The organism is Winogradskyella ludwigii (assembly GCF_013403985.1).
Classification (GTDB): domain Bacteria; phylum Bacteroidota; class Bacteroidia; order Flavobacteriales; family Flavobacteriaceae; genus Winogradskyella; species Winogradskyella ludwigii.
In genome coordinates, this window is record NZ_JABFDF010000003.1 from 393,827 (window position 1) to 416,826 (window position 23,000).

The following is a 23,000-nucleotide window of genomic DNA, read 5'->3' on the forward strand; positions in this document are numbered from 1 at the left end:
AATTAAAGTAAAATCTAACATAAAAGGAAAGAAAGGCCTGTCACTATCTTGATGTCGTTATCAATTTATCAAAAGACTCTTAAAGAAAATAGAGCTTAAGATTTAATGATTAAAAAAACCTACAAGACAATGATCATCCAGTTTAATACTATTCAAATTAAAAACTTTAATACCATACATATCAATGATAAAGATCAGTCTTATTTTACGTCCTTAATTACAGACCGACTGAAAAATTATGATTCAGATATTAGAGAAATAGACGTTCAACTTTCCGATGAAAAAGAAAGAAATAATGGGGGTAATTTTACGCGATGCTTGTTAAATACTAGCATTGAAGATTCTAAATCATTAGCCATTGCAAGTCAAGTTGATAACGATAATATTGTACTTGCGGTATTAATTGCGGTTGATGACCTGATTGCTTCTTTAAAAACAGTTCTCAAAAGAAAAGAAAACGCGTTAACTATAGGTGAGAGCTTTATGTGCCGTAAAAGACGGTTAATGCAAGATGTTTTACCTTTTATATAGATTCTCGATATATTTTGATAAAAAACCCCAAGACACTCCAACTGACGTCTTTTTTATCTTTATTTAATACCATGAGCCTTTTAAAGAACGTTGTCAGTTTGAGTGCATTTTACAATTATTAGGCGTAAAATTAGTATCGAGAAGCTAATTTCCTATTTGCCTCTTAGTTTCAATACCTGACCCGACGCATACCCGAGGCACACCCGACGCATACCCGACGGAGCTCCTGTTTTGACCCGAATAAGCTATTTTCGCCTATTATTTGTTTTTATAGTAAGCGTTCTGCGATTTCTAACCAATTAGATACTCTTGTGTAGCCTGTATCATTGACGTTATGAGGCGAATTATACAGCAAGGTATCACCTTCAAATTTTTCTAAATTGTAGGTTCTGTCGTCTATTAATAAATCTCCATTTAAAATAAACTTATCTCCGCACATTATACGATGTTGCCATGTTACAAACGGCATATGCTCGTCTAACCATTGGCTTTTTTCTAATAACGAATTAGGAAACTGTGTTGCTGCCGTTGCAATGTACACTTCATGTTTTTTGTATAAGGCTTCCATAACTTGTATGGCGTCTTTAAACGGTTTTAAATCTCGAAAAAAACCGGGTTGAAATGCATGTTGTCTTATGCTTTTGTGATGTGTTTCGGGAACGTTTTGCCAAACTTCACCAGAGGTAATTTGGTTGATATTTAAGTCTTGTTGATGTTCTTTATTATATAATTCTATGTGCTTGCCGTAAGTGTCTACCAGCACATCGTCCATGTCTACAAATATTGTCATTGGGTTGTTTTTTTACGAAGTTCTTGATTATGGATTGAAATGCCAAGAGGAGGTGGTTTATTTAATATTTATTTAATGTTTTTGTCGATTTATGGAGTTTGTTGTTTTTATCGTAGCTTTAAATTCTAAAGCTAGCTATCAATGAATTTATTAAAATATGTAATTATCTTTAGTCTATTTATTTTTCAAACAGCACCTTCCCAAACCTTTGTAGATGATGTAGAAAGAGTAGCAATTGTTGTTATAGATTATTGTGTAGATGAAAATGGTAAACAATATAATATTAAAATTAACCAAGAGAAAAGTACTTATAAGCACGATGGTTGGCAACAAGGTTGTTTAGAGCATTTTAATAATGGAGTATTGCGAGACCCAATGAATATGGTGAATAAGTGTTGGCAATCGGTTTATTATTTTGTGAACTCTAAGTATAAAACTTATGAGTTACCGAAAGCTGAACGTGAAAAATGTAAAGATCTTCATCGTGGTACTTTTAAATATGAAAGTCCTGCTTATAGTGAAACAAAGATTAAAAGACGCAAAAGAAAACAAATAGAAAAAGGTGGTTATGGTGGTAAACAAATTTATAATATAGAATGGCTCGATGACCATATTTATACTTTAAAAACTGTTAAAATGTCTTTAGCCAAAGATAAAATTAAGGAAGGAGATATTATTACTGTTGAGATTATTGAATTATTGGATGAAGACACATATTTGTATAAGGCTTATTCTAAAGATGAAGAAACTGATACCAATGTGGTTTATGGATTAATAAGTAGGGTTTAAATTTTAGTATGTAGTCTTGTTTTCTGAATATTGATGCAAGAAAATGGATACTAAAACTGAGGTTTAAAAAATGTATAATATTCTATATGTTCATTTTGTCTTGACACAAACTGCGCAGCATATCATGAGATCCATAAAATAAGCATAGCCGAATAAACGAACCAAAAAGTCAAAACGATTTGTTAGGAAATTGCTAAAGCACCATTCGCCAATACATTCATAATTTGAGGTTTTTATAAGAACTATATTTTCAATACTTGATATTGTAAATTAACTTTATTCTCAGCTCATTATTTCTGAAAATCGTTGCTTCCGACACTGTCGGAATTTGGGTGTTGATATTCTGCTTTGGTTTGGGCTTCTTTTCTTTGTTCTTGGCGTATTTTGTTTGAAATATACCTGTTCTCGATACATCCCGACGAAAAAGTCGGCACACTCGAACTGACGTTGGGTTGCGTGTGTTTGCTTGAGCTTGGTTTAGTGTTCTTTTGTATGGCTTATCTTCAATGGTATTTCTGTGATTGTTTAAGATTTGTTAAAGGGTTTATGTGAAAGGTTAAACCTATCTTAATTGATGATTTTCGGTTCATAGTGGTGTTTGAAAATCGTAACTTTATACTTCAAATTAATACGAAAAAAACACTATGGATATACAACCTTTATTAACACCTTATCATAAAAATATAACATTAAAAAACCGAGTTGTTATGGCACCTATGACGCGTAGTCGTGCGGATAATATGGAAAAAGTTGCTACAGACGGTTTACAAGGTTTATATTACGAACAGCGTGCTTCGGCAGGTTTAATTATTGCCGAAGGTTCTCAGGTTTCTAAGGAAGCTGTGGGCTATATTAATACTCCTGGTATTTACTCTAAAGCGCAAGTGGAAGGTTGGAAAACGGTGACCAAACGTGTACACGCCAAAGGAGGTACTATTTTTATTCAGCTATGGCATGTAGGCCGTATTTCGCATCCCGATTTTCATGATGGTGCTTTACCTGTTTCTGCGTCTGCTATCAATCCGAAAGCGCAGTCTTTTACTCCAAACGGTTTTAAGGAGACTGTGACTCCGAAAGCGATGACACTTGGAGATATTAAACGTACCGTTAACGATTTTAAAAATGCGGCTGCTAATGCTGTGGAAGCTGGCTTTGATGGTATAGAGTTGCATTCGTCTAATGGATATTTGTTTCAGCAGTTTTTTAATGGTTGTTCTAACACCAGAACGGATGCGTATGGTGGTTCTATTGAAAATAGAGCGCGTTTCTTTTTTGAAGTTTTAGACGCTATGAAAACAGTGATTCCACAAGAAAAAATTGGAGTGCGTTTTAATCCGTCGTTACATGGGTTATTTGGCATTACGGTAGATGAAGAGACTATTCCGACGTTTGAATATATTATTAAAAAACTGAATGATTATAATTTGGCTTATGTGCATTTGTCTGAACCGTTTACTGATGTTTCAGAGGTGCCGTTTGCTGTGACTAATATTGCTAAGCATTTTCGTCCGTTGTATAATGGAACGTTAATGATTAATACTAATTTTGATCAGGAGAAAGGGAATAAAGTGCTTGCTGATGGTGATGCGGACTTAGTGGCTTATGGTAAGCCTTTTATTTCTAATCCGGATTTAGTGGAGCGTTTTGAGAAGGATTTAGCATTAGCGGATTGGGATAAGGATACGTTTTATACTCCTGGTAAAAAAGGGTATACGGATTATTCGTTTGCTTCTGAGTGATTTTGGTTGTTGTTTAATTTTATTATAATTGGCATTGTGGAGCTTTTGTTTTGCGATGCCTTTTTATTTGTTCATTTAAGCTGATTTGTGTTTTGAAGGGCTTTGTCAGTTCGAGTGAATTTTACGATTGCAATGCGTGAAATTAGTATCGAGAACCTGTATTCTTATTTGTGTTTTAGTATTGATGGTGGTTCTTGTAATAATTGGATGATAAAATTGGGATACTTGATATGTTCATTTTGTCTTGATACAAACTGCGAAGCACATCATGAGATCCATAAAATAAGCATAGGCGAATAAACGAACCAAAAGATCAAAACGATTTGTTAGGAAATTACTCATGGGTTTCTATTGTTTGTTGTTGAATTCGTGAATGCTATCGCATTTGTCTAAGCACCATTCGCTAATGCATTAGTAAGAGGTTGTTCTATTTTATAAAAAATTATAGATCCTTGATTTGGATTTCTAAAAGTGTTTCTTGCTCATTATTTCTGAAAATCGTTGCTTCCGACACTGTCGGAATTGGGGTGTTGCTTGTTTGCTTGCGGTTTTTTTTTTGTTAAGGCTTCAGTCTCAATTTTAACAAAAAAGTTGAATATGTAGATTGTCCCCTAGAGTGGACTTTAGGGGTGTTTTAAGTTCATTTTAGTTCAGTAGATTTCTATTTTATTAAATCGGTGTTCATGAATGCTATCGCATTTGTCTTGATGCAAACTGCGAAGCACATCATGAGTTTCATAAAATATGTGTAGACGAATAAACGAACCAAATAATATTGAGAATTAGTTATTGTTTAATTCCGGAATACTATAGTAACATTTTTTGGAGTTTTATATGTTCATTTTGTCTTGACACAAAACGAACCAAAAAGTCAAAACGATTTGTTAGGAAATCGCTGAAGCGCCATTCGCTAATGCATTAATATTTTAAGGTTTTTATTAGACCTATATTTTCAATACTTGATATTGTAAATTAACTTTATTCTTAGCTCATTATTTCTGAAAATCGTTGCTTCCGACGCTGTCGGAATTCGGGTGTTGAGTTTTTGCTTGTGGTTTGTTTTCTGTTTTACTGTTTTTCTTTTTGCTTTCTTTCTCTTTCTAAATTAGAATATCGCTTTAATACAAAAAAATCAAAATCCTGAATAGCTTTTATGATGTTTGCTACTGTAATGGATTTTGATTGTTTATGCTTTTATGATGTCTTAACCTGTTAAGATTTTGGTCAGGCTTTTAAACTATTTACTGTTTTCAATGTCTAGTTCGAGGTTTTCATTATGATCACTTCCTAAGCTGTAATGTTGATTTTCTTCATCTGCTTTTCTAGTATTAGCTAATGGTTTTGAGTTTTTGCTACCAGGAATATCTAAATCTTTTGCTGCGAAATCGGGTTCGGTAGTACGATTTTTTAAGAGTTCGTCGTCACCATTATCTTGTCTTAGGTTTCCGGATTTATCTCCTAGTATTTTTTCGTCTTCTTTTGTAATATCTGAATTGTATGGTACTTTTTTGTCTTCGCTTTTCATAACTTTTAATTTTTAAGATGTATTCAAATTTAGAAATTATGAATCTTAAGTGTTGACTTATAAAAACAAAATCTTGATGGTTTTGCTAGCTTTAAAGGTTCTCGATACATGTTGACGGAAACGTGGGAATAATTGAACTGACGTTACATTAATATGATATAAATTTATCTCAAACCTATTATTTAAACCTCTGTATGGCGATTATAACTTTTGTAAATAGTAAATTTGGGCATCTCATTAATTGAATTGCCTTTACATGAAAAACGAAACTCAAATAAAATGTCCTAATTGTGGCACATCTATAGATGTTCAAGATATTTTATCGCATCAGCTAGAAGAAGAAATCAAGCAAAAATATCAGTCTCAAATTGCAAACGAAAAGAAACGTTACGAACTTGAGCAGGAAAAACTGAAACAAGAGAAGCTTTCCTTTGAGCAGAAGAAAAAGAAAGAGAACGAGTTGTTTCAAGAACGTTTAGAGAATCAGCTAAAAGCCGGTAAACGGGAGATTGAAACGCGACTAAAGCTTAAGCTAAAAGAGGAACAAAGTGATCAGTTTGATGCTTTACAGAAGGAATTAAATGAAAAATCTGAACAGGTAAAAGAGTTAAATCGTTCTAAAGCAGAGATTGAAAAGTTAAAGCGAGAAAAAGGCGAATTAAAAGAGGCTGCTGAAGCTGAGGCTCAGAAAAAACTAAATGAGATCTTAACATCTGAAAAGGAAAAGATTAAAAAATCTGAAGAGGATAAAAACGAGTTGCGTTTTAAAGAAATGCAAAAGCAGTTGGAAGATCAGAAAAAGCTAACCGAAGAAATGAAACGTAAGCAGGAGCAAGGCTCTATGCAATTGCAAGGTGAGGTTCAGGAATTGGCGATAGAGGAGTGGTTGGCTACAAAATTCCCTTTAGATACTATTGAAGAGATTAAAAAAGGAGCTCGTGGTGGCGATTGTATTCAGATTGTACACACCAGAACAGAGCAAAATTGTGGTACTATTTATTATGAGAGTAAGCGTACTAAAGATTTTCAGCCTACTTGGATTGAAAAATTTAAAGCCGATATTAGAGACCGAAGTGCGACCATTGGTGTTTTAGTAACGGAAGTGATGCCTTCTGATATGGATCGTATGGGTTTACGTGATGGTATTTGGATTTGTAATTATGAAGAATTTAAAGGTTTGTGTACCGTTTTGCGTGAAGGTATATTACAAGTTAATAATGCCATTGTAACGCAAGAGAATAAAGGCGATAAAATGGATTTGCTTTATGATTATTTGACGAGCAGCACCTTTAGAATGTCTATTGAGGCTATTGTTGAAGGCTTTACACAGATGAAATCGGATTTGGATAGTGAGAAGCGTTCTATGCAGCGTATTTGGAAACAGCGTGAGAAGCAGATTGAGAAGGTGGTGATTAATACCATTGATATGTATGGTTCTGTGAAAGGGATTGCTGGTAATGCGATTCAGTCTGTGAAGGCTTTGGAATTGGGTGAAGGGGATGATTTTGATGAGGAATAAGGTTTTCTTTTAAAGAATTAAGGTCAATTACTACTAAAAAGTTGATTGTGTGGATTGTCCCCTTGAGGGGACTTTAGGGGTGTTTTTTTTCTAACGGTCTAAATTCGCTTATAGGTTATTTTCGTTTATTTTGAATTCCATTAGTATTTCTATCATATGCGACAATTGATTTAATCGTTTGATTGTAAATTGGATTCATAGACAATGAAGTTTAATTTAAAACAAAACCTTATGAAAGTACAACCATATTTAGCCTTTAAAGGCGATTGTAAAAACGCATTAGAATTCTATAAATCTGTTTTAGGTGGAAGCATTCAAAACGAACAAACCTACAACGATGTTAAAATTGATATTCCTGCTAACTATAGAGAAAAACTACAGCATGCAGAATTAAAAGGAAAAGGATTTCATATTATGGCTTATGATGCTTCACCAGATACACCATTAACTAATGGTACAAATATTAATATGAGCATTGATTTAGATTCTAAAGAAGACGCAACATCTATTTTTAATCAGTTGAGTGCACAAGGAACTATTCACACACCATTTCAAGAAATGTCTTGGGATGCTTTTTATGGAAGATGTTCTGACCAATATAACGTTAGCTGGATGGTGAACTATAAAAAATAATACAGCATTACTTTAAAAACGTGAATTGCAATCACGTTTAAATATTATAAGCACAGTTTATAAACTGTGCTTTTCTTATGGAAAAGATATTCTAAGGTTAACTTCCAATAAAATGATAATGATTTTATATTCTGAATACTTATACAAAACCAAGCCTAAAAAAAGCAACGCTTTTAAAACGTTGCTATAATTGTTGTTTATGCTTTTAATCAATCTCTAATTCGTTTGATTTTATGTTTTATCTATTGCTGCACTATCAGGATCTAAGAATTCTAATACTTTAGAAGGGTTTTTAATTTGCTCTGCTTTATCTGTTGTAAATACAATCGCTCCATCTAAGGCATCAGGATTTTCTCGTAAAATTTTAATGCAATCGTCATCACTAAAACTCTCAATTGCTCCTTCTATTTTTTCAGAATTGATTAACGCGTTTAAACTTTTGTTGAGTCGTGTAGATACTTCTGCCCACTGCGTTCCTGTTAATTTCTGACTGGATATATCAATGGGTGACAGGCTTTTTTCTGAAGCACTTAAATACCCAAACGTTTGTTTATCTCTTTTGTCATTGGTATTATAAATAATTGTAATTTCTCTTTTATCGTCGCTTATCACTCCCATTTTAATATGTTTTAACTTGTTCTTTTCGTTTTTGTAATTGTTTTTTTAGTTCATTAATACTTTCTGAAACAGCATCATGAAAGGTATCGTGAGACGCCTCGGCAAATAGGCGAGGGCCTGGTGCGCTTAATCTTATACCGCATTTCTTTCCTGTTTCGTCTGAACTTGTGTTTTCAGTTTTAAAAAACACATCTGCACGATGTACAAAATCGAAGCGTGTGAAAATAGCTTCTAATTTTTCTTTTGTGAAACTTTCTAAAGTATCGCTGGCGTTAACGTCGTGATATTCGAAAATAATTGTGTTATTATCCATAATTTTTTTGTTTTTAAGATTATACTTAAAATTAAGGTTAATGCTAGTGTTTGCTTAACTTATATGCTATTAATGTTCGCTTGTTTGGTTTGTGATTGTGTTTCTTCATTTTTGAGGGACCAAAAACGAACCAAAAAGTCCTTTGTTGTCGAAGGTATTTTTAAGAGCACTCTCGTGCTCTTAAAACCATAATAAAAATCCTAAATAGCTTACAAGGATTCAGCTATTTTTAACGGATTTTAATTATCTATACTGCCGACAACAGGTTCCGACGCTGTCGGAATTTGGGAGTTGAGTTTTTACATGTGGTTTGTTTTCTTTCAGGGATTTAGTTATATTATTACTAAAAAGTTGATTGTGTGGGTTGTCCCCTTGAGGGGACTTTAGGGGTGTTTTTTTAGTTTTTATAACTTTTTGTTTTATAAGTGTTTCAATTTTTATGGCTTGAAATTGATTAGTTGTTGGTTTGTGGTTGCGTTGCTTGTTTTTAATTTGTTCATTTTGTCTTGACACAAAACGAACCAAAAAGTCAAAACGATTTGTTAGGAAATTACTTCGTATCATTCGCTGATGCATTAATATTTTGAGGTCTATATAAAATTTATATTTTCTGTACTAGATTTTGGAAATTAACTTTGTTTTTAGCTCACTATTTCTGAAAATCGTTGATTCCGACGCTGTCGGAATTTGGGCGTTGAGTTTTTGCTATTGGTTTGTTTGCTTTTAAAAATCTAAGCTCATTTATTACTTAAAATTTAATTATGTGGATTGTCCCCTTGAGGATTAGTGAGAAGCAAAATATAGTTTGTTTTGAGATTATGGTTCCGGCGTTGTTGGAATGCTTCTTTGAGGTGTATAGGTTCTCGATACATTCCGACGGAAACGTCGGAATACTCGAACTGACATTTTTTGTGTTATTTGTTTTTGTAATGACTTTAATTTGAATATAAGATTAGAAAGACTCCAATCATAATTCCTGCTAAAGGGACTAGTTTTTTACGCTTGTTTTGTTCTTTAAATACTAAACCACCAATGACTACTGCGATTATGATTTGACTTCGTTTTATAGCCGACAATAGCATTATTAAAGCATCAGGATCTTGTAAGGCTTTAAAGTAAAAGTAATCTGCAGCTTGTAGCAAGACTCCAACGGCAATAATAGACCATCGGAATTTAAAAGCTTTTCTTTTTTCTGCATGTGGAAACCACGTGATGGTTAAGATAACTAGTAGAATTAATATGGTGTATAAGCAAAACCAGAATTGTAAGGTTTGTGGGTTAAGGCTCAGGTTTTGGATTAAGAACTTGTCGTACAAACCACTTGAGGCTCCTAAAAATGTGGCTCCGATAATGGCGAAAATCCACTTGTTTCGTTTGAAATTAATACCTTCTTTCTTCCCAATTTTAGAATAAAGCATCACTGAGAAAATGATGAGGAAGAAGCCAATCCATTGTAAGGTGTTCGGTTTTTCTTGATAAATTAAAATAGCACCGATAAAGGTAAAAAATGGTCCAGCCGAACGGATTGGAGTCACAATAGTAATGGGTAAATGTTTTAAAGCTTGATAAGCTAAAATCCAAGAAGCCGCCATTATTGCCGACTTTATAAAAATAAAACCATGGGTTTTCCATGGAATCTTTTGAAAATTATAGCCATGTTCTAAAGCATAATCGGGATAAAAGATAGACAACATATAAAAAGTAGCAACAAATAGAAACCCACTAGAAACGGTACCTAACAAGACAGGAAATACTTCGTTTCCTCGTACAGCATGTTTTTTACATAGGTTGTGTAATCCTAAAAAAAGAGCGGCTAGTAAGCCTAAATACATCCACATGGCGCGAATATAATCGGATTATTGGAATTTTGAATTGTTAGTCTATTAGATTCATATATTTATAAATTGATACTCTATAGGCTAAGGCTATTATAAAAAAATGAAAGCCTGCCAACAAGGTGTTGGTCAGGCTTTCTGCTATTAATCAAAGGGGTAATCTATTTTAATGCTTCTAATAACTTTTCTGCTACTAATTCTGAAGATGCTGGGTTCTGTCCTGTAATAAGATTTCCATCTTGAATAGCATAAGCTGCCCAAGCATCTGCGTTAGAATAAAACGCACCGTTTTCGATGAGCATATCTTCTACCAGAATTGGTACTACCTCAGTTAAACCCACTTGTGTTTCTTCTAAATTAGAAAAACCAGTGACTTTTTTACCTTTAACAAGTCTTGTGCCATCAGAATTTTTAACATCTTTTAAAGCTGCAGGAGCATGACATACAAAAGCGATTGGTTTTTTCTGGTTATTGAACTTTTCGATTAAAGCAATAGAGGTATTGTCATTTGCTAAATCCCATAATGGTCCATGACCTCCTGGATAAAATACGGCATCAAAATCATCAGCGTTGATATCCGATAATTTCTTAGTATTTGCTATTTTATCTTTTGCTTCTGTATCCTTATTAAAACGCTCAGTGGCTGCAGTCGCTGCATCTGGTCCATCACTAGCTGGATCTATTGGTGCAGCTCCTCCTTTTGGTGTTGCCAATGTAATGGTTGCTCCTTTATCTAATAAGGTGTAATATGGACTTGCGAATTCTTCAACCCAAAAGCCTGTTTTTTTTCCTGTGTCTCCTAATTTATCGTGAGATGTTAATACAAATAATACGTTCATTTTCTTTTCTTTTTTTAATTCTTTTTGTCCTTCTGAAACCGTTTCAGAAGCTGTGTTCTCTTTACAACTAGACGCTGTAATTAATGTTAGAATTACTACTATGGTTTGTAGTGTTTTCATTTTTATAAGTTCTATTACCAGTTTGAGTGTTGAAAAACTGTTCTCGATACATCCCGACGGAAAAGTCGGGACACTCGAACTGACACTTCGTTTAAAATTAGTACGCCATTTTTACAATTTTCTCTACCTTGTCTGGAGACAAAGTTTGGTGCTCGCCTAAAGTTTTCCAACCACGATCTGTAAAACGTTTCGCAATTTCTTCAGCTGTACCTTCATAATCTTCTGTATACTCCGATAATTTCGTCTTAATACCTAATTCATGGAAAAACTCAGTTGTTTTTTCAATAGCAGCGTAGGCTTTATCGTCTGTACTACCTTCGGTAATATTCCAAACACGTTCTGCGTATTGTGCTAATTTTTCTTTTTTAGATTCGAAATTAAACTTGTAATGGCTAGGTGCAATTATAGCTAACGTACGTGCATGATCGATACCGAATAACGCTGTTAACTCGTGTCCGATAGCATGAACTGCCCAATCGTTTGGCACTCCCTTTTGTATTAATCCGTTTAAGGCCATAGTACAGCTCCACATAAAGTTAGACGCTGCTTTATAATCTGTAGGATCTTTCAACACTTTTGGTGCGATTTCAATAATGGTTTGTAAGATGCTTTCTGCAAAACGATCTTGTAACAACGCACCAATTGGATAGGTCATGTATTGCTCTAACACGTGTGTAAATGAATCCATTAATCCATTTGCTAATTGACGTTGTGGAATAGATGCAATGACTTGAGGATCTAAAATTGAAAACTCAGGAAATAAACCAGGTCCACCCATTGTTCTTTTCTCTTTGGTTTCTGCTCTTGTAATTACCGCGCCAGAGTTCATTTCAGACCCTGTAGCTGGCAATGTTAAAACAGTTCCAAAAGGCATTCCTTTTTCTGTTCTTATGTTATTCTCCAAAATATCCCATGGTGTATCACCATCATAAAGCGCTGCAGCAGATAAGAATTTGGTACCATCAATCACTGATCCACCACCAACGGCTAATAAATAGGTGATGTTTTCGTCTTTAATAACTTTTAAAGCCTCCATCAATTTAGCATATTCTGGGTTTGCAGGAATGCCTCCAAACTCAACAACATCAACATTAGATAATGCTGATTTTACTTGATCGTAAATACCGTTTTTCTTAATACTTCCTCCACCGTAAAGCAATAATACTTTAGCATCTTTAGGAATTTCGTTTTCTAGTTTTTCTATAGTGTTCTTTCCAAAAATTATTTTGGTCGGATTTTTAAATTCAAAATTGTTCATCTTCTTTTCTTATTATATTATTTATAACTCAACAACCATTTTCCCTTTGTTCTTGCCTTCAAATAAATCGATAAAACCATTTGGGATATTATCGAAACCTTTAACTATAGTTTCTGAGTATTTTAGTTTGTCTTCTGCTAACCAGGTTGCTAATTGTTTCATGGCTTCTGGGAATTTTTCAGCATAATTAGAAACAATAAATCCTTGCATCAACGCACTGTTTCTGACTAAGAAAGGTTGTACGCTTAAGCTTTTTGGAGCTTCGGTGTCATTATAAACTGAAATGGCTCCACATACAATGATTCTCGCGAGTCTATTAATATTCACTAATATGGCATCTGATATTGGTCCACCAACATTGTCGAAATAGATATCTACACCATTTGGTGCTGCTTCAGCAATGGCAGCTTTCATATCCGTTGTAGTCTTATAATTAATACCAGCGTCAAAACCGAATTTGCTTTTTAAAAGCTCTATTTTTTCATCTGTTCCAGCGATACCAATCACTTTCAATCCTAGGATTTTTCCAATTTGTCCTACGACAGATCCAACTGCTCCAGCTGCTCCAGAAACCACTAAAGTTTCCCCAGCTTTAGGTTTTCCTATTTCAGTTAAGCCTGTATAAGCTGTTAAACCTGTCATCCCTAAAATACCCAAATACGCTGAAAGTGGTGCTTTAGACGGATCTACTTTTGTAAGCCCTTCACCATTAGAAATTTGTTGTGTTTGCCAATTTAATAAACCAGAAACAGCATCACCTACGGAGAACTTATCATTTTTTGATTCTATTACTTTTGCAATAACACCAGATTGAATAGGTTTATTGAGTTGAAATGGAGGTACATAAGATTTGGCGTCACTCATTCTGCCTCTTAAATAAGGATCTACAGAAACGTATTTAGTTTCTAATAGTAACTCTCCTTTGCTAATTGTGTTTTCAGATTCCTCTGTTATAAATTCGAAATCTGACATTGAAGGTTTTCCTTCTGGTCTATTTTTTAATAAAATTGTCTTTGTCATGATTCTTTGTTTTTTTAGTCTATTACAGTTACTAAATCTTCCATAGGTTTTCTCACCTTAACGAGATTTACTAACCAATCTTCATCTTCTTTTCTATAGCCAATAGGTAATAATACCGCACTACGTAATCCTTTTTCTCTAAGTCCTAAAATTTCATCTACTGCAGCAGGATCAAAACCTTCTAATGGTGTAGAATCTACGCCTTCAAAAGCCGCTGCTGTTATTGCTTCAGCAAAAGCGATGTAGGCTTGTTTGGCGGCATGGTTAAAGTTTTCTTCCGCATCTTTTTGTGGATATGAACTTAGTAGCATTTGACGGTAATTTTCCCATCCTTCATTTTTAAAACCACGAATTTCGTTGGTTAGATCAAACATATAGTTAATACGATCTGCGGTGTATGTATCCCAAGCCGCGAAAACGAGTAGGTGAGAGCAGTCTGTAATCACCGACTGGTTCCAAGCTACTGGTTTAATCTTTTCTTTAACCTCTTGATTTTTAATTACAAATATTTCAAAAGGTTGTAACCCACTTGATGTTGGTGCTAAGCGTGCAGCTTCTAAAATGCGTTCTATTTTTTCTTCTGGTACTACTTTTCCATTCATGGCTTTTGCAGCATATCTCCATTTTAATTTATCTAATAATTCCATATGTTTAATCCTTTTTTTAGTTGTTAATTGCTATTTGTTTTATATCGTTTGATGTCATAATTACGTCGGCATTACTTGTATTATTAGCTAAATTAATCATGGCTTGCGCAATACTTTCAGCATTTATAATTTGATATTTTTTTAAACTCCCTATTAGTAAGGGTTGTATTACTTTAAAAATTGTAAGGCCTATTTTTTCTAATAATCGTCTTTCGGAACGGTCTCCACCTATTAGTGATGGTCTTAAAATAACCGTGTTTTTAATGTTTTGTTTTAACACTTCGCGTTCCATTTCGCCTTTCGTTTTATTATAGAAAACATTACTATTTTTATTTGCTCCCATCGCTGAGATCACTAAAAGCGTTGGTATGCCGTTTTCTTTACACAATTTAGCTGTTGCTACAGGAATGCCATAATCGATTTGTTTATAAAGTTCTTTGTCTGGAGTTTTCTTAGCTGTTGTACCAATGCAGCAATACACTTCGTCTGCTGTAAAGTCTGCTTTAAATTGGTCGAGCTGCAAAAGATCGCCTATATACTGTGTTACTTTATTAGGTAAACCTTCAATTTTAGAACGCGAGAATAATTTGATCTGATCGTAACGTTCATCTTCAATTAATTTTTGAAGTAAACTATTTCCGGTTAATCCAGTAGCCCCTAATATGATTGCTATTTTTTTCATGTTATTGACATACTTTTATGCTACTCCAAGCCGATTGATAAGCCTCTTCTAAATGTGATTGATCTAATTTCATGGCTCCGCGTTGTTCGGACATCATTAAAAATGACAACGGATTAATAGCGTAAGCATATAACATGTAATTAGTCATTGGTTTTATAATGCCTTCTTTTTTACCACGATCCCAGAGGTCGAGTAGTGGTTGCAAATGCTTAATACCTTCTTGTCTGCTGTCTTCGTCGATAATTGGTGTGTTATCGCATTGTGCTAAAAACATAGCATTTTCACATTCCTTTAGTTTGAAATGGGCGATGCGTTTCCAAATTAATTCGAAACCAGCCTCAACTTCCATATTGGTATCATAAGTCGCAAATGCATAATTGGTGTATTCTGCTTTTACGTCTACATAAGTTTGATTTAATAAATCTTGTTTGTTTTCAAAATACAAGTAAATAGTAGCAGGAGAGACATTAGCCATTTTAGCAATTTTACTCATAGGAGTCGCATGGAACCCGTTATTATTTACAAGTTCTATAGTTGCCTTAACTAGGGCATTACGTTTGTCTATACTTTTTTGAAGCTTTGCCATTATGTTTTAAATCTGCTACAAATATATGTAAAAATGAACGTTCATTCTTTTTTTTAACAAAGGTTTGTGTTTACCTATAAAATAGAATAATAGGCTGATACAGTGCCATGAAGGTATATAAGAGTTTTTAATTAAATGAGGCAATATCTATTTTGATTGTGTCAAGGAAGTCCTCATGTATAAGATAACTTTGCTCTAGTAAGTCATAGCGATTTACATTAACTTTAAAACTCAAAAAAATTATGTCGAAACCATGGCAAGATAAAGCGAAAGGTAATTGGAATATTGCTAAAGGAAAATTGAAACAGAAATGGGGAGAACTCACTAATGATGATCTTGATTACGTAGAGGGTAAAGAAGATGAGTTATTAGGAAAAATTCAAAAACGTACTGGAGAAACTAAAGAGAGCGTTAATACGTTTCTTAACGATCTTAAGTATTAACCATTACACAATTATAAGTTACTATAAGGAATCCCGTGAAAACGGGTTTTTTTTTTCGACTTGATGTATTGCATCTGTTAGTACGTATCAAAATCATTGTATTATTCCATTCATTTTAACTTCAAAAGTATTTATAATGCGCTTTTTCTTGTTATTATTATGAGATATGTTTAAAAAAAAATTTAAGAAATCTCATTTATAGGAATACAATATTTCTGTTTTAATATTTTTTGTTATTCATAATTACCGGAATCGCAAAGTGAATTCTATTATTAGTTTCTAGTTAATATTTTTTGTAATTTGTTAGGGTACAAATACCACTAAAACGTTCTCACTATATTTTATTAACTTAACGCTACTATAAGTTACACAGCATTTATGCATGGTGTACCATTATAGAAGCTGTTTAAAAAAGCCACATACTAAAACGCTTATGCCAAAACTAGATTTATCTGCTTACGACACCAAAGGTTTTCACGACGAAATGTTTGATGAAAATAATGTTGTTAGACCCAATTACCAATTATTTTTAGAACGGCTTGAGAAAATGAGTATTAGGAAACTCAAGAATCTTCAACATGCTACAGATCGGTCTCAGCTTTCTCTAGGTATGACTTTTAATGTCTATAACGATAATCAAGGTGTAGAGCGAATTCTACATTTAGATATTATCCCTAGAATTATTAATAATAAAGAGTGGACACATTTAGAGAAAGGTTTACAGCAACGTATTAGAGCTTTAAATTTGTTTATTCAAGATATTTATAATGATCAAAAGGTATTAAAAGACAAGATTATACCGAAAGAAATGATTTTTTCAAGCGTATCGTATTTAAAAGAATTGGAAGGTTTTAAACCGCCTAAAGATGTATGGTGCCATATAACAGGATCGGATCTTATAAAAGGAGGAGATGGTCAGTATTATGTATTGGAAGATAATTTAAGATGTCCTTCTGGTGTCTCTTATATGTTAGAAAACAGAGAAATTCTAAAACGTACGTTTCCTGAGCTGTTTGAAAAACTAGATGTAAGACCTGTTAATAATTACACGCATATTTTAAGAGATACCTTAGAATCACTTTCAGAAGTGGATAACCCAACCGTTGTTGTTTTAACACCAGGAACTTACAATTCGGCTTATTTTGAACACTCTTATTTAGCACAACAAATGGGTGCCGAGTTGGTAGAAGGTCGTGATTTAATTGTTAAAAACGATATTGTTTACATGATTACCACTAATGGTTTACAACGTGTAGATGTTATTTACCGTCGTGTAGATGATGATTTTATAGATCCTGAAGTCTTTAATAAGCAGTCATTATTAGGAACACCAGGTTTATTTAGAGCCTATTTAAAAGGTAATGTTGTCTTAGTAAATGCACCAGGAACTGGAGTTGTAGATGATAAAGCTGTATATGCTTACATTCCAAGAATTATAAAATACTATTTGGGAGAAGATATGATTTTACCTAATGTAAAGACCTATATCTGTGCAGAAGAAAGTGATTGCAAATATGTCATTGAAAACATTGCTAAATTGGTGGTGAAGCAAACCGATGCTTCTGGTGGTTATGGGATGTTAATTGGTCCTAAATCCACTAAAAAAGAACAAGAAGAATTTATAGCAAAAATTAAACAAAAACCAAGAAATTACATTGCGCAACCGATGATTAATTTATCGCGTGTTCCAACGATAACGGAAGAGAACACGATAGAAGGTCGTCATGTAGATTTAAGACCATACGCGCTTTTTGGAGATGATATTAAAATTATTCCCGGAGCGTTAACACGTGTGGCACTTAAAAAAGGGTCTATTGTAGTTAATTCGTCTCAAGGAGGTGGAAGTAAAGATACTTGGGTATTAAACCGTTAAAATTAAAGCTATGTTAGGAAGAGTCGCAAACACTATATATTGGATGAACAGGTATCTTGAACGTGCAGAGAATTACGCACGTTTTATGGATGTAAATTTTAACTTATCGTTAGAATTATCTCCAAATGAAGAGCAACAATGGAAACCACTTGTGGTTATTACAGGAGATTGGCCATTGTACGATTCGTTACACGGAAAAGTAGAGAAAACTAAAGTCATACACTTTATGGCTTTTGAAGCAGAGAACCCAAATTCTATCTATAATTGCATTGTAAATGCAAGAGAAAATGCACGTGCTATTAGAACCGAAATCACCAAAGAAGTTTGGGAACAAATTAATGCATTGTATTATCTTGTAAAAGAGACTTCGAAACAGAAGCGCTTTAATAATGGAGATGTTCGGCATTTTTTTAACGATATCAAAAATGGTTGTCAGCTGTTATATGGTATGTATGATGCCACCATATCCAGAAATGAAGGTTGGGATTTTGCGAAATTAGGACAGTTTTTAGAGCGTGCAGATAAGACCTCTCGCGTTTTAGATGTGAAATACCATTTATTATTGGGTTCTGCCAAGCAAGTAGGTTCGTCGTTAGATTTAATACAATGGACAGCACTTTTAAAATCGGTAAGTGCTTATGATATGTATCGTAAAAAATATGGTAAATTAAGCTCATCTTGTATTGCAGAGTTCTTGATTTTAGATACGGATTTCCCAAGATCTATTCTGAGTTGTTTGATCAGTGCAGAAAAATCTATAGTGCGCTTATCTGGGAGTTCTTTTGGTTATAGCAATACAGCTCAAAAACAATTAGGAGCCTTAAAAGCACAATTAGAATATACAGATATTCATGATATTATTGAAAAAGGCATGCATGAGTATCTCGATGATATTCAAGGTAAATTGAATGCTATATCTTCGTCTATCTATGACGCCTTTTTTTCAATAGAACCACATATAAGTTAACTAGAATCACCTTCGTTATCAACTCTTAATCAATTAAAAAGCTAGATTAGCTTACCAATGACATTAAAAATACGACACCAAACCGATTATGTTTTTGATTCAGATGTATTTCTAGAACCGCATTATTTAAGGTTTCGTTCTAGACCAACGGCTTGTATTGCTATTGTAGATTTTTCAATAGACATTTACCCAAAACCAGAAGGTCTTGAAAGCATCCGAGATGAAGAGAATAATGGTGTAGAATTCGCGTGGTTTGAAGGTATGACCAATACTTTGAGTATTACAAGCACAAGTGTTCTTAAGATTGGTGCTTTTAATCCGTTCGATTTTTTAATCTATCCAGAACAATTTAATCAACTTCCGTTTCAATATAATGATCTTCAGAAAAAATTATTGTTTTCGGCATTAGAAGTTCAACCTATTTCTCAAGCCTTAATAGATTATGGTGCAGCACTTCAAAAAGCCTGTTCTTATAATACAACACAATATATCTCATTATTAACGAAACAATTACATGATGATTTTAATGTGATTTATAGGGAAATTGGTTCCCCTTTATTACCAGATGAAACCTTTCAATTAAAACAAGGATCTTGTCGTGACTTATCTTGGATGCAAATTCACTTATTACGACAACAAGGTATTGCTGCCCGTTTTGTTAGTGGTTACTACTATTTTGATATGGATTTTCCTCAATATGAATTGCATGCTTGGGTTCAAGTTTTTTTGCCAGGAACTGGTTGGTTAGGCTTAGATCCTAGTCATGGAGTTTTAACAGGAAACACCCATATTCCAATAGCTTCGAGTGCATTTTTTGAACAAACGATGCCAGTTTCAGGAGGTATTCGTGGTAGTGCTTCTTCAACATTAACAACGCAACTTTCGATAGAAAAAATATAAGTAAATAGTTGATCTTTGCAATACTAAATAATAGACGTTACCGATGAAAATATTTCAATGTGGAAATTGTAATTCCTCTGTGTTTTTTGAAAATTATACCTGTGATACCTGTAATCATTTAACTGGTTATAGAGCTTCAGATCGAATGATGCTTACATTTAATCATACTGCTGATTCTCTTATTTCGGATCGTGAAGGTATTGCGTATAAATATTGCAAAAACAGAGACTATGATGTTTGTAACTGGATTCTTGAAAAAGATGACCCTGAAGACTATTGTAGTGCTTGTCAATTAAACAGAACGATTCCTAATCTTTCTAACCCAGAATCTGATAATTACGATAATTGGAAAAACCTTGAAATAGCGAAACACCGTTTAATTTATCAGCTTCAAAAATTCAACTTAGCATTACCAAGTAAATTACGCCAAGATGATGGTTTGTGCTTTGATTTTGTAGCGAAACAAAACAATGCAAAATTAATGACAGGCCATGCCAATGGTGTCATTACTATTTTAATAAGAGAAGGAGATTCTGTTTTAAGAGAGCAGGCTAGAAAGCAATTACGAGAACCTTATAGAACATTGGTTGGCCATTTAAGACACGAAGTTGGTCATTATTTTTGGAATCGATTAGTACGAGATAATCCTAAGGTTTTAGATGAATTCAGAGCCGTTTTCGGGAATGAACAAGATAATTATTCGGAATCATTACAAGACTATTATAAGATAAAAGACCATAAAGATTGGCAAACTTCTCATATTAGTAAATATGCGACTTCGCATCCATGGGAAGATTGGGCAGAAACTTGGGCACATTATTTACATATTATGGATATGGTAGAAACGGCCTATTTTTTTCAGCTTCATGTTAAACCAAAATTTAAAAATAAAGTATTAAAAACAAAAGTGTCATTTGATCCTTATACCAAAGAAAACTTTGACGTTATTGTAAGAAAGTGTGTGCCGCTATCTTTAGCCGTAAATAGTATTAATAGAGCGATGGGAATACCAGATGTTTACCCTTTTGTGATTTCTCCTGATATTATTGAGAAATTACGATTTATTCATCGTCTTCTATTAGTACAACGTAAATAGCCATATAAGCGTCTTGGGTATAGGACGCTTATATGGCTATATTTATTACATGTAGTGTACTTATTTCTAATATTATTGATTCATAGCCATTGCGTGATCATATTTACAACATCCTGGTAAGTCATTATAAGCATCTTCGTTTCCTGCAACCTTTTCTGTATCATAACCTGATGCTGCGATTGCATTGTGAATTGCCATAGCATCTGTTTTACTATCATCAAAAAATACATCTATTTTCTTTTTATCTACGTCCCAAGTTGCATTAGACACACCTTTAACTGCATTAGCCGCTTTTTCAATGGTACTTTTACACATGCCACAATTTCCTCTAACTCCAAAAGAAATATCTGCCGTAGCCATTTCTTTAGAAACCTCTGTCGCTGTTGTTTCACTTTCTTGATTGGTTTCGTTTTTACAACTTGTTAAACTGATTACAGCTATTACTGCTAGACTTAAAAATACTTTGTTCATTGTTTAAAAATTTAATTGTTACTATTTGATTTATTATTTTATCGCTTGTTTTACTTCGCCACAGGTAATCATTGCATCACCAAAATAAGGATTAATTACTTTTTCTTCTTTACTCAACCAATAACCACCTTTATTTTTATCTGCCATAGGACAAAATTGATGATACACCTTTTCATTGATACCAAAGACTTCAATCATATTAGTTAAATCTGAAGATAGGCTTTTAAAATAAGCTCTCTGTTCTGCAATTTTAGACGTCTTTAAAATCGAACTTGCTGATGCTTTTAATCCTTTTTCTAAGGACATCCAATGGTTATGAGTGTCTTTATCTGTTAATAGTTTCATATTGACTAGAGATAAATGATCCAATAGGATTTTAGATGCTAACATTACCTTATTTGAATCGTCTTTAACTAAAGCATCTTTTATTTTGATGTAATCATTAAAAACGACTTTTAATTGATTTTGAAAACTTGTTGACACGTTCATTCTTTCATTTATATTAGAATGATTCACATTGCTTTTTGAAGTCGTACTTCCCATTCCAAGATGTCCTTCATGGCCTGTTATTACATTGCCACCTTCTTTATTCATCATTGATTTTTTTCCTTGTAATTGAGCGGCAGCATCTACTGTAAATGTTCCATTGGTTACAATCTCATCGCCTTTGCTTAAGCCTTCTATAACCTCATAATTCTCACCCATTTGATTGCCTAATGTAATCTTACGCATTTCAAAAACAGGTTGATTAGGGTTTGTTTTTAAATACACAACAGAACGTTCTCCTGTCCATAAAACTGCAGATGATGGTATGGTTACTACTTGTGTTTTACCTGTAGATGTTACTTTAATTGTGCCTTCAACAAACATACCTGGCTTAAAAATAGTATCCTTATTGTTAAGAACAGCTCTTAAGGTTACAGTTCGTGTTTGTGTATCTAAAACAGGATCTATAAAATCGACTTTAGCTTTAAATTCTTTATGAGCATATGAATTGGTGACGATTAAAATCTCTTGACCTTTTTTAACTAAATCGATTTGATTTTCATAAATATCAAAATTGGCCCAAACGGTAGAGAGGTTAGCCACTTTAAAAATGGGTTTTCCATCCATAATATGCGCTCCTTCACTAACAGCTATTTCAGTAACAACACCAGAAACGTGAGAATATATAGTGAAACTCGTTTTTACGTGTCCTGTTTTTAGAATGTCATCTAATTGCGAACCATGAATTTTCCAGTTTTTAAATTTGTTACGCACAGCTTTGTAAAGTTCTGGTTGCGATTCTCGTATACTATAAGTGGTTATTAATTCTTGTTGTGCAGCAATTAAATCTGCCGAATATATTTGAGCAATAGCCTGACCTTTAGTTACTTTTTCGCCTAAAGACTTAACAAATAATTTTTCTATTCTTCCGTTAAAATGAGCAGGTTGAATCGCCAAATTGTCTTCGTTTTCTACAATCTTTCCGGATAGCTTAATGGCATTATCTTCTGTTTTACCATTCCCAACAATAGAGGTTTGAATGTTTGCCAATGCCATAGCATTTTCGGTAAGCTTAAACTGGTCTGCTAATAAGCCTTCTGTACTGCTCGCTGCAGGAATTAAATCCATACCACAAATAGGGCAATCTCCAGCTTCTGGTTGCATGATTTGTGGATGCATAGAGCAGGTCCACATTGCATTCGTTTCTGCTACAGATTCGTGATGGTGTTCTGTTTTAGTCTTTGATTCACCTCCAAAAAGTAACCATCCTAACAAAATACCTGCAGCTAATACGCCTATGTAGATTATATATCTCTTCAT

At 33.7% G+C, this 23,000-nt stretch carries 23 protein-coding genes; 10 read left to right on the plus strand and 13 right to left on the minus strand.

The window, feature by feature from the left end:
* The first annotated feature begins 129 nt into the window (after nt 1-129).
* Nucleotides 130-531 carry a hypothetical protein gene (locus HM981_RS09975; protein ID WP_179338637.1) on the plus strand — a complete coding sequence of 134 codons (402 nt, stop codon included), beginning with the start codon at nt 130-132 and terminating at the stop codon, nt 529-531.
* A gap of 268 nt (nt 532-799) precedes the next feature.
* On the opposite strand, the gene HM981_RS09980 is transcribed toward HM981_RS09975, so the two are convergent.
* Complete coding sequence (locus tag HM981_RS09980) at nt 800-1,321, minus strand: 5' nucleotidase, NT5C type (protein ID WP_179338638.1); 522 nt, start codon at nt 1,319-1,321, stop codon at nt 800-802.
* Nucleotides 1,322-1,462: 141 nt separating this feature from the next.
* Here HM981_RS09980 and HM981_RS09985 point away from each other — a divergent pair, with 141 nt between their 5' ends.
* Together HM981_RS09985 and HM981_RS09990 are read left to right on the plus strand one after the other, a co-directional pair.
* Nucleotides 1,463-2,110: a hypothetical protein gene (locus HM981_RS09985; RefSeq protein WP_179338639.1), complete on the plus strand. Its 648-nt coding sequence runs from the start codon at nt 1,463-1,465 to the stop codon at nt 2,108-2,110.
* Nucleotides 2,111-2,754: 644 nt separating this feature from the next.
* Nucleotides 2,755-3,849, plus strand: coding sequence for an alkene reductase (locus HM981_RS09990; RefSeq protein ID WP_179338640.1), 1,095 nt, complete (start codon nt 2,755-2,757; stop codon nt 3,847-3,849).
* Nucleotides 3,850-5,086: 1,237 nt separating this feature from the next.
* On the opposite strand, the gene HM981_RS09995 is transcribed toward HM981_RS09990, so the two are convergent.
* Entirely contained in the window at nt 5,087-5,374 is a 288-nt protein-coding gene (locus HM981_RS09995) for a hypothetical protein (protein WP_179338641.1), read from the minus strand.
* 256 nt (nt 5,375-5,630) lie between these two features.
* Between HM981_RS09995 and HM981_RS10000 the strand changes: the two genes are divergently transcribed.
* Both HM981_RS10000 and HM981_RS10005 read left to right on the plus strand, forming a co-directional pair.
* Nucleotides 5,631-6,893 (plus strand): DUF2130 domain-containing protein, encoded by a 1,263-nt coding sequence (locus HM981_RS10000; protein WP_179338642.1) that lies wholly within the window; start codon nt 5,631-5,633, stop codon nt 6,891-6,893.
* 231 nt (nt 6,894-7,124) lie between these two features.
* Entirely contained in the window at nt 7,125-7,526 is a 402-nt protein-coding gene (locus HM981_RS10005; RefSeq protein ID WP_179338643.1) for a VOC family protein, read from the plus strand.
* A 231-nt stretch (nt 7,527-7,757) separates the two neighbouring features.
* Here the strand turns inward: HM981_RS10005 and HM981_RS10010 are convergent, their stop codons facing one another.
* From HM981_RS10010 to HM981_RS10050, 9 genes are all read right to left on the minus strand, one after another.
* Nucleotides 7,758-8,144 (minus strand): arsenate reductase family protein, encoded by a 387-nt coding sequence (locus tag HM981_RS10010; protein WP_179338644.1) that lies wholly within the window; start codon nt 8,142-8,144, stop codon nt 7,758-7,760.
* 1 nt (nt 8,145) lies between these two features.
* Nucleotides 8,146-8,457: a ribosome hibernation-promoting factor, HPF/YfiA family gene (hpf, locus tag HM981_RS10015; RefSeq protein WP_179338645.1), complete on the minus strand. Its 312-nt coding sequence runs from the start codon at nt 8,455-8,457 to the stop codon at nt 8,146-8,148.
* Between the two features lie 935 nt (nt 8,458-9,392).
* On the minus strand, nt 9,393-10,295 hold the full coding sequence (locus HM981_RS10020) for an EamA family transporter (RefSeq protein WP_179338646.1): 903 nt from the start codon (nt 10,293-10,295) through the stop codon (nt 9,393-9,395).
* Nucleotides 10,296-10,453: 158 nt separating this feature from the next.
* Nucleotides 10,454-11,251 (minus strand): type 1 glutamine amidotransferase domain-containing protein, encoded by a 798-nt coding sequence (locus tag HM981_RS10025; protein ID WP_179338647.1) that lies wholly within the window; start codon nt 11,249-11,251, stop codon nt 10,454-10,456.
* A 97-nt stretch (nt 11,252-11,348) separates the two neighbouring features.
* Nucleotides 11,349-12,509 (minus strand): iron-containing alcohol dehydrogenase, encoded by a 1,161-nt coding sequence (locus HM981_RS10030; protein ID WP_179338648.1) that lies wholly within the window; start codon nt 12,507-12,509, stop codon nt 11,349-11,351.
* Between the two features lie 21 nt (nt 12,510-12,530).
* Complete coding sequence (locus HM981_RS10035) at nt 12,531-13,529, minus strand: NADP-dependent oxidoreductase (protein WP_179338649.1); 999 nt, start codon at nt 13,527-13,529, stop codon at nt 12,531-12,533.
* Nucleotides 13,530-13,543: 14 nt separating this feature from the next.
* The gene (locus HM981_RS10040) at nt 13,544-14,176 is read right to left on the minus strand and encodes a nitroreductase family protein (RefSeq protein ID WP_179338650.1); all 633 of its coding nucleotides are present in this window, start codon (nt 14,174-14,176) and stop codon (nt 13,544-13,546) included.
* 16 nt (nt 14,177-14,192) lie between these two features.
* Nucleotides 14,193-14,858 carry an NAD(P)H-binding protein gene (locus HM981_RS10045; RefSeq protein WP_179338651.1) on the minus strand — a complete coding sequence of 222 codons (666 nt, stop codon included), beginning with the start codon at nt 14,856-14,858 and terminating at the stop codon, nt 14,193-14,195.
* 1 nt (nt 14,859) lies between these two features.
* On the minus strand, nt 14,860-15,444 hold the full coding sequence (locus tag HM981_RS10050; RefSeq protein WP_179338652.1) for a TetR/AcrR family transcriptional regulator: 585 nt from the start codon (nt 15,442-15,444) through the stop codon (nt 14,860-14,862).
* A gap of 242 nt (nt 15,445-15,686) precedes the next feature.
* On the opposite strand from HM981_RS10050, the gene HM981_RS10055 reads away from it, so the two are divergent.
* From HM981_RS10055 to HM981_RS10075, 5 genes are all read left to right on the plus strand, one after another.
* Nucleotides 15,687-15,887, plus strand: a complete 201-nt coding sequence (locus HM981_RS10055) for a CsbD family protein (protein WP_179338653.1) — start codon at nt 15,687-15,689, stop codon at nt 15,885-15,887.
* Nucleotides 15,888-16,320: 433 nt separating this feature from the next.
* A complete protein-coding gene (locus HM981_RS10060) occupies nt 16,321-17,760 on the plus strand; it encodes a circularly permuted type 2 ATP-grasp protein (RefSeq protein WP_179338654.1) in 1,440 nt (479 codons plus the stop codon).
* Nucleotides 17,761-17,770: 10 nt separating this feature from the next.
* Complete coding sequence (locus tag HM981_RS10065; RefSeq protein ID WP_179338655.1) at nt 17,771-18,727, plus strand: alpha-E domain-containing protein; 957 nt, start codon at nt 17,771-17,773, stop codon at nt 18,725-18,727.
* 57 nt (nt 18,728-18,784) lie between these two features.
* The gene (locus HM981_RS10070) at nt 18,785-19,627 is read left to right on the plus strand and encodes a transglutaminase family protein (RefSeq protein ID WP_179338656.1); all 843 of its coding nucleotides are present in this window, start codon (nt 18,785-18,787) and stop codon (nt 19,625-19,627) included.
* 43 nt (nt 19,628-19,670) lie between these two features.
* Nucleotides 19,671-20,723 (plus strand): zinc-binding metallopeptidase family protein, encoded by a 1,053-nt coding sequence (locus tag HM981_RS10075; RefSeq protein ID WP_179338657.1) that lies wholly within the window; start codon nt 19,671-19,673, stop codon nt 20,721-20,723.
* A gap of 72 nt (nt 20,724-20,795) precedes the next feature.
* Here HM981_RS10075 and HM981_RS10080 read toward each other — a convergent pair whose 3' ends face one another.
* Nucleotides 20,796-21,194, minus strand: coding sequence for a heavy-metal-associated domain-containing protein (locus tag HM981_RS10080; protein WP_179338658.1), 399 nt, complete (start codon nt 21,192-21,194; stop codon nt 20,796-20,798).
* Nucleotides 21,195-21,227: 33 nt separating this feature from the next.
* Nucleotides 21,228-23,000: an efflux RND transporter periplasmic adaptor subunit gene (locus HM981_RS10085; protein ID WP_179338659.1), complete on the minus strand. Its 1,773-nt coding sequence runs from the start codon at nt 22,998-23,000 to the stop codon at nt 21,228-21,230.

Bases quoted from the DNA above. Each gene is read 5' to 3' on its own strand.
- HM981_RS09975 (WP_179338637.1), top strand. From the start codon at position 130: ATGATCATCCAGTTTAATACTATTCAAATTAAAAACTTTAATACCATA.
- HM981_RS09980 (WP_179338638.1), bottom strand. From the start codon at position 1,321: ATGACAATATTTGTAGACATGGACGATGTGCTGGTAGACACTTACGGC.
- HM981_RS09985 (WP_179338639.1), top strand. From the start codon at position 1,463: ATGAATTTATTAAAATATGTAATTATCTTTAGTCTATTTATTTTTCAA.
- HM981_RS09990 (WP_179338640.1), top strand. From the start codon at position 2,755: ATGGATATACAACCTTTATTAACACCTTATCATAAAAATATAACATTA.
- HM981_RS09995 (WP_179338641.1), bottom strand. From the start codon at position 5,374: ATGAAAAGCGAAGACAAAAAAGTACCATACAATTCAGATATTACAAAA.
- HM981_RS10000 (WP_179338642.1), top strand. From the start codon at position 5,631: ATGAAAAACGAAACTCAAATAAAATGTCCTAATTGTGGCACATCTATA.
- HM981_RS10005 (WP_179338643.1), top strand. From the start codon at position 7,125: ATGAAAGTACAACCATATTTAGCCTTTAAAGGCGATTGTAAAAACGCA.
- HM981_RS10010 (WP_179338644.1), bottom strand. From the start codon at position 8,144: ATGGGAGTGATAAGCGACGATAAAAGAGAAATTACAATTATTTATAAT.
- hpf (WP_179338645.1), bottom strand. From the start codon at position 8,457: ATGGATAATAACACAATTATTTTCGAATATCACGACGTTAACGCCAGC.
- HM981_RS10020 (WP_179338646.1), bottom strand. From the start codon at position 10,295: ATGTGGATGTATTTAGGCTTACTAGCCGCTCTTTTTTTAGGATTACAC.
- HM981_RS10025 (WP_179338647.1), bottom strand. From the start codon at position 11,251: ATGAAAACACTACAAACCATAGTAGTAATTCTAACATTAATTACAGCG.
- HM981_RS10030 (WP_179338648.1), bottom strand. From the start codon at position 12,509: ATGAACAATTTTGAATTTAAAAATCCGACCAAAATAATTTTTGGAAAG.
- HM981_RS10035 (WP_179338649.1), bottom strand. From the start codon at position 13,529: ATGACAAAGACAATTTTATTAAAAAATAGACCAGAAGGAAAACCTTCA.
- HM981_RS10040 (WP_179338650.1), bottom strand. From the start codon at position 14,176: ATGGAATTATTAGATAAATTAAAATGGAGATATGCTGCAAAAGCCATG.
- HM981_RS10045 (WP_179338651.1), bottom strand. From the start codon at position 14,858: ATGAAAAAAATAGCAATCATATTAGGGGCTACTGGATTAACCGGAAAT.
- HM981_RS10050 (WP_179338652.1), bottom strand. From the start codon at position 15,444: ATGGCAAAGCTTCAAAAAAGTATAGACAAACGTAATGCCCTAGTTAAG.
- HM981_RS10055 (WP_179338653.1), top strand. From the start codon at position 15,687: ATGTCGAAACCATGGCAAGATAAAGCGAAAGGTAATTGGAATATTGCT.
- HM981_RS10060 (WP_179338654.1), top strand. From the start codon at position 16,321: ATGCCAAAACTAGATTTATCTGCTTACGACACCAAAGGTTTTCACGAC.
- HM981_RS10065 (WP_179338655.1), top strand. From the start codon at position 17,771: ATGTTAGGAAGAGTCGCAAACACTATATATTGGATGAACAGGTATCTT.
- HM981_RS10070 (WP_179338656.1), top strand. From the start codon at position 18,785: ATGACATTAAAAATACGACACCAAACCGATTATGTTTTTGATTCAGAT.
- HM981_RS10075 (WP_179338657.1), top strand. From the start codon at position 19,671: ATGAAAATATTTCAATGTGGAAATTGTAATTCCTCTGTGTTTTTTGAA.
- HM981_RS10080 (WP_179338658.1), bottom strand. From the start codon at position 21,194: ATGAACAAAGTATTTTTAAGTCTAGCAGTAATAGCTGTAATCAGTTTA.
- HM981_RS10085 (WP_179338659.1), bottom strand. From the start codon at position 23,000: ATGAAGAGATATATAATCTACATAGGCGTATTAGCTGCAGGTATTTTG.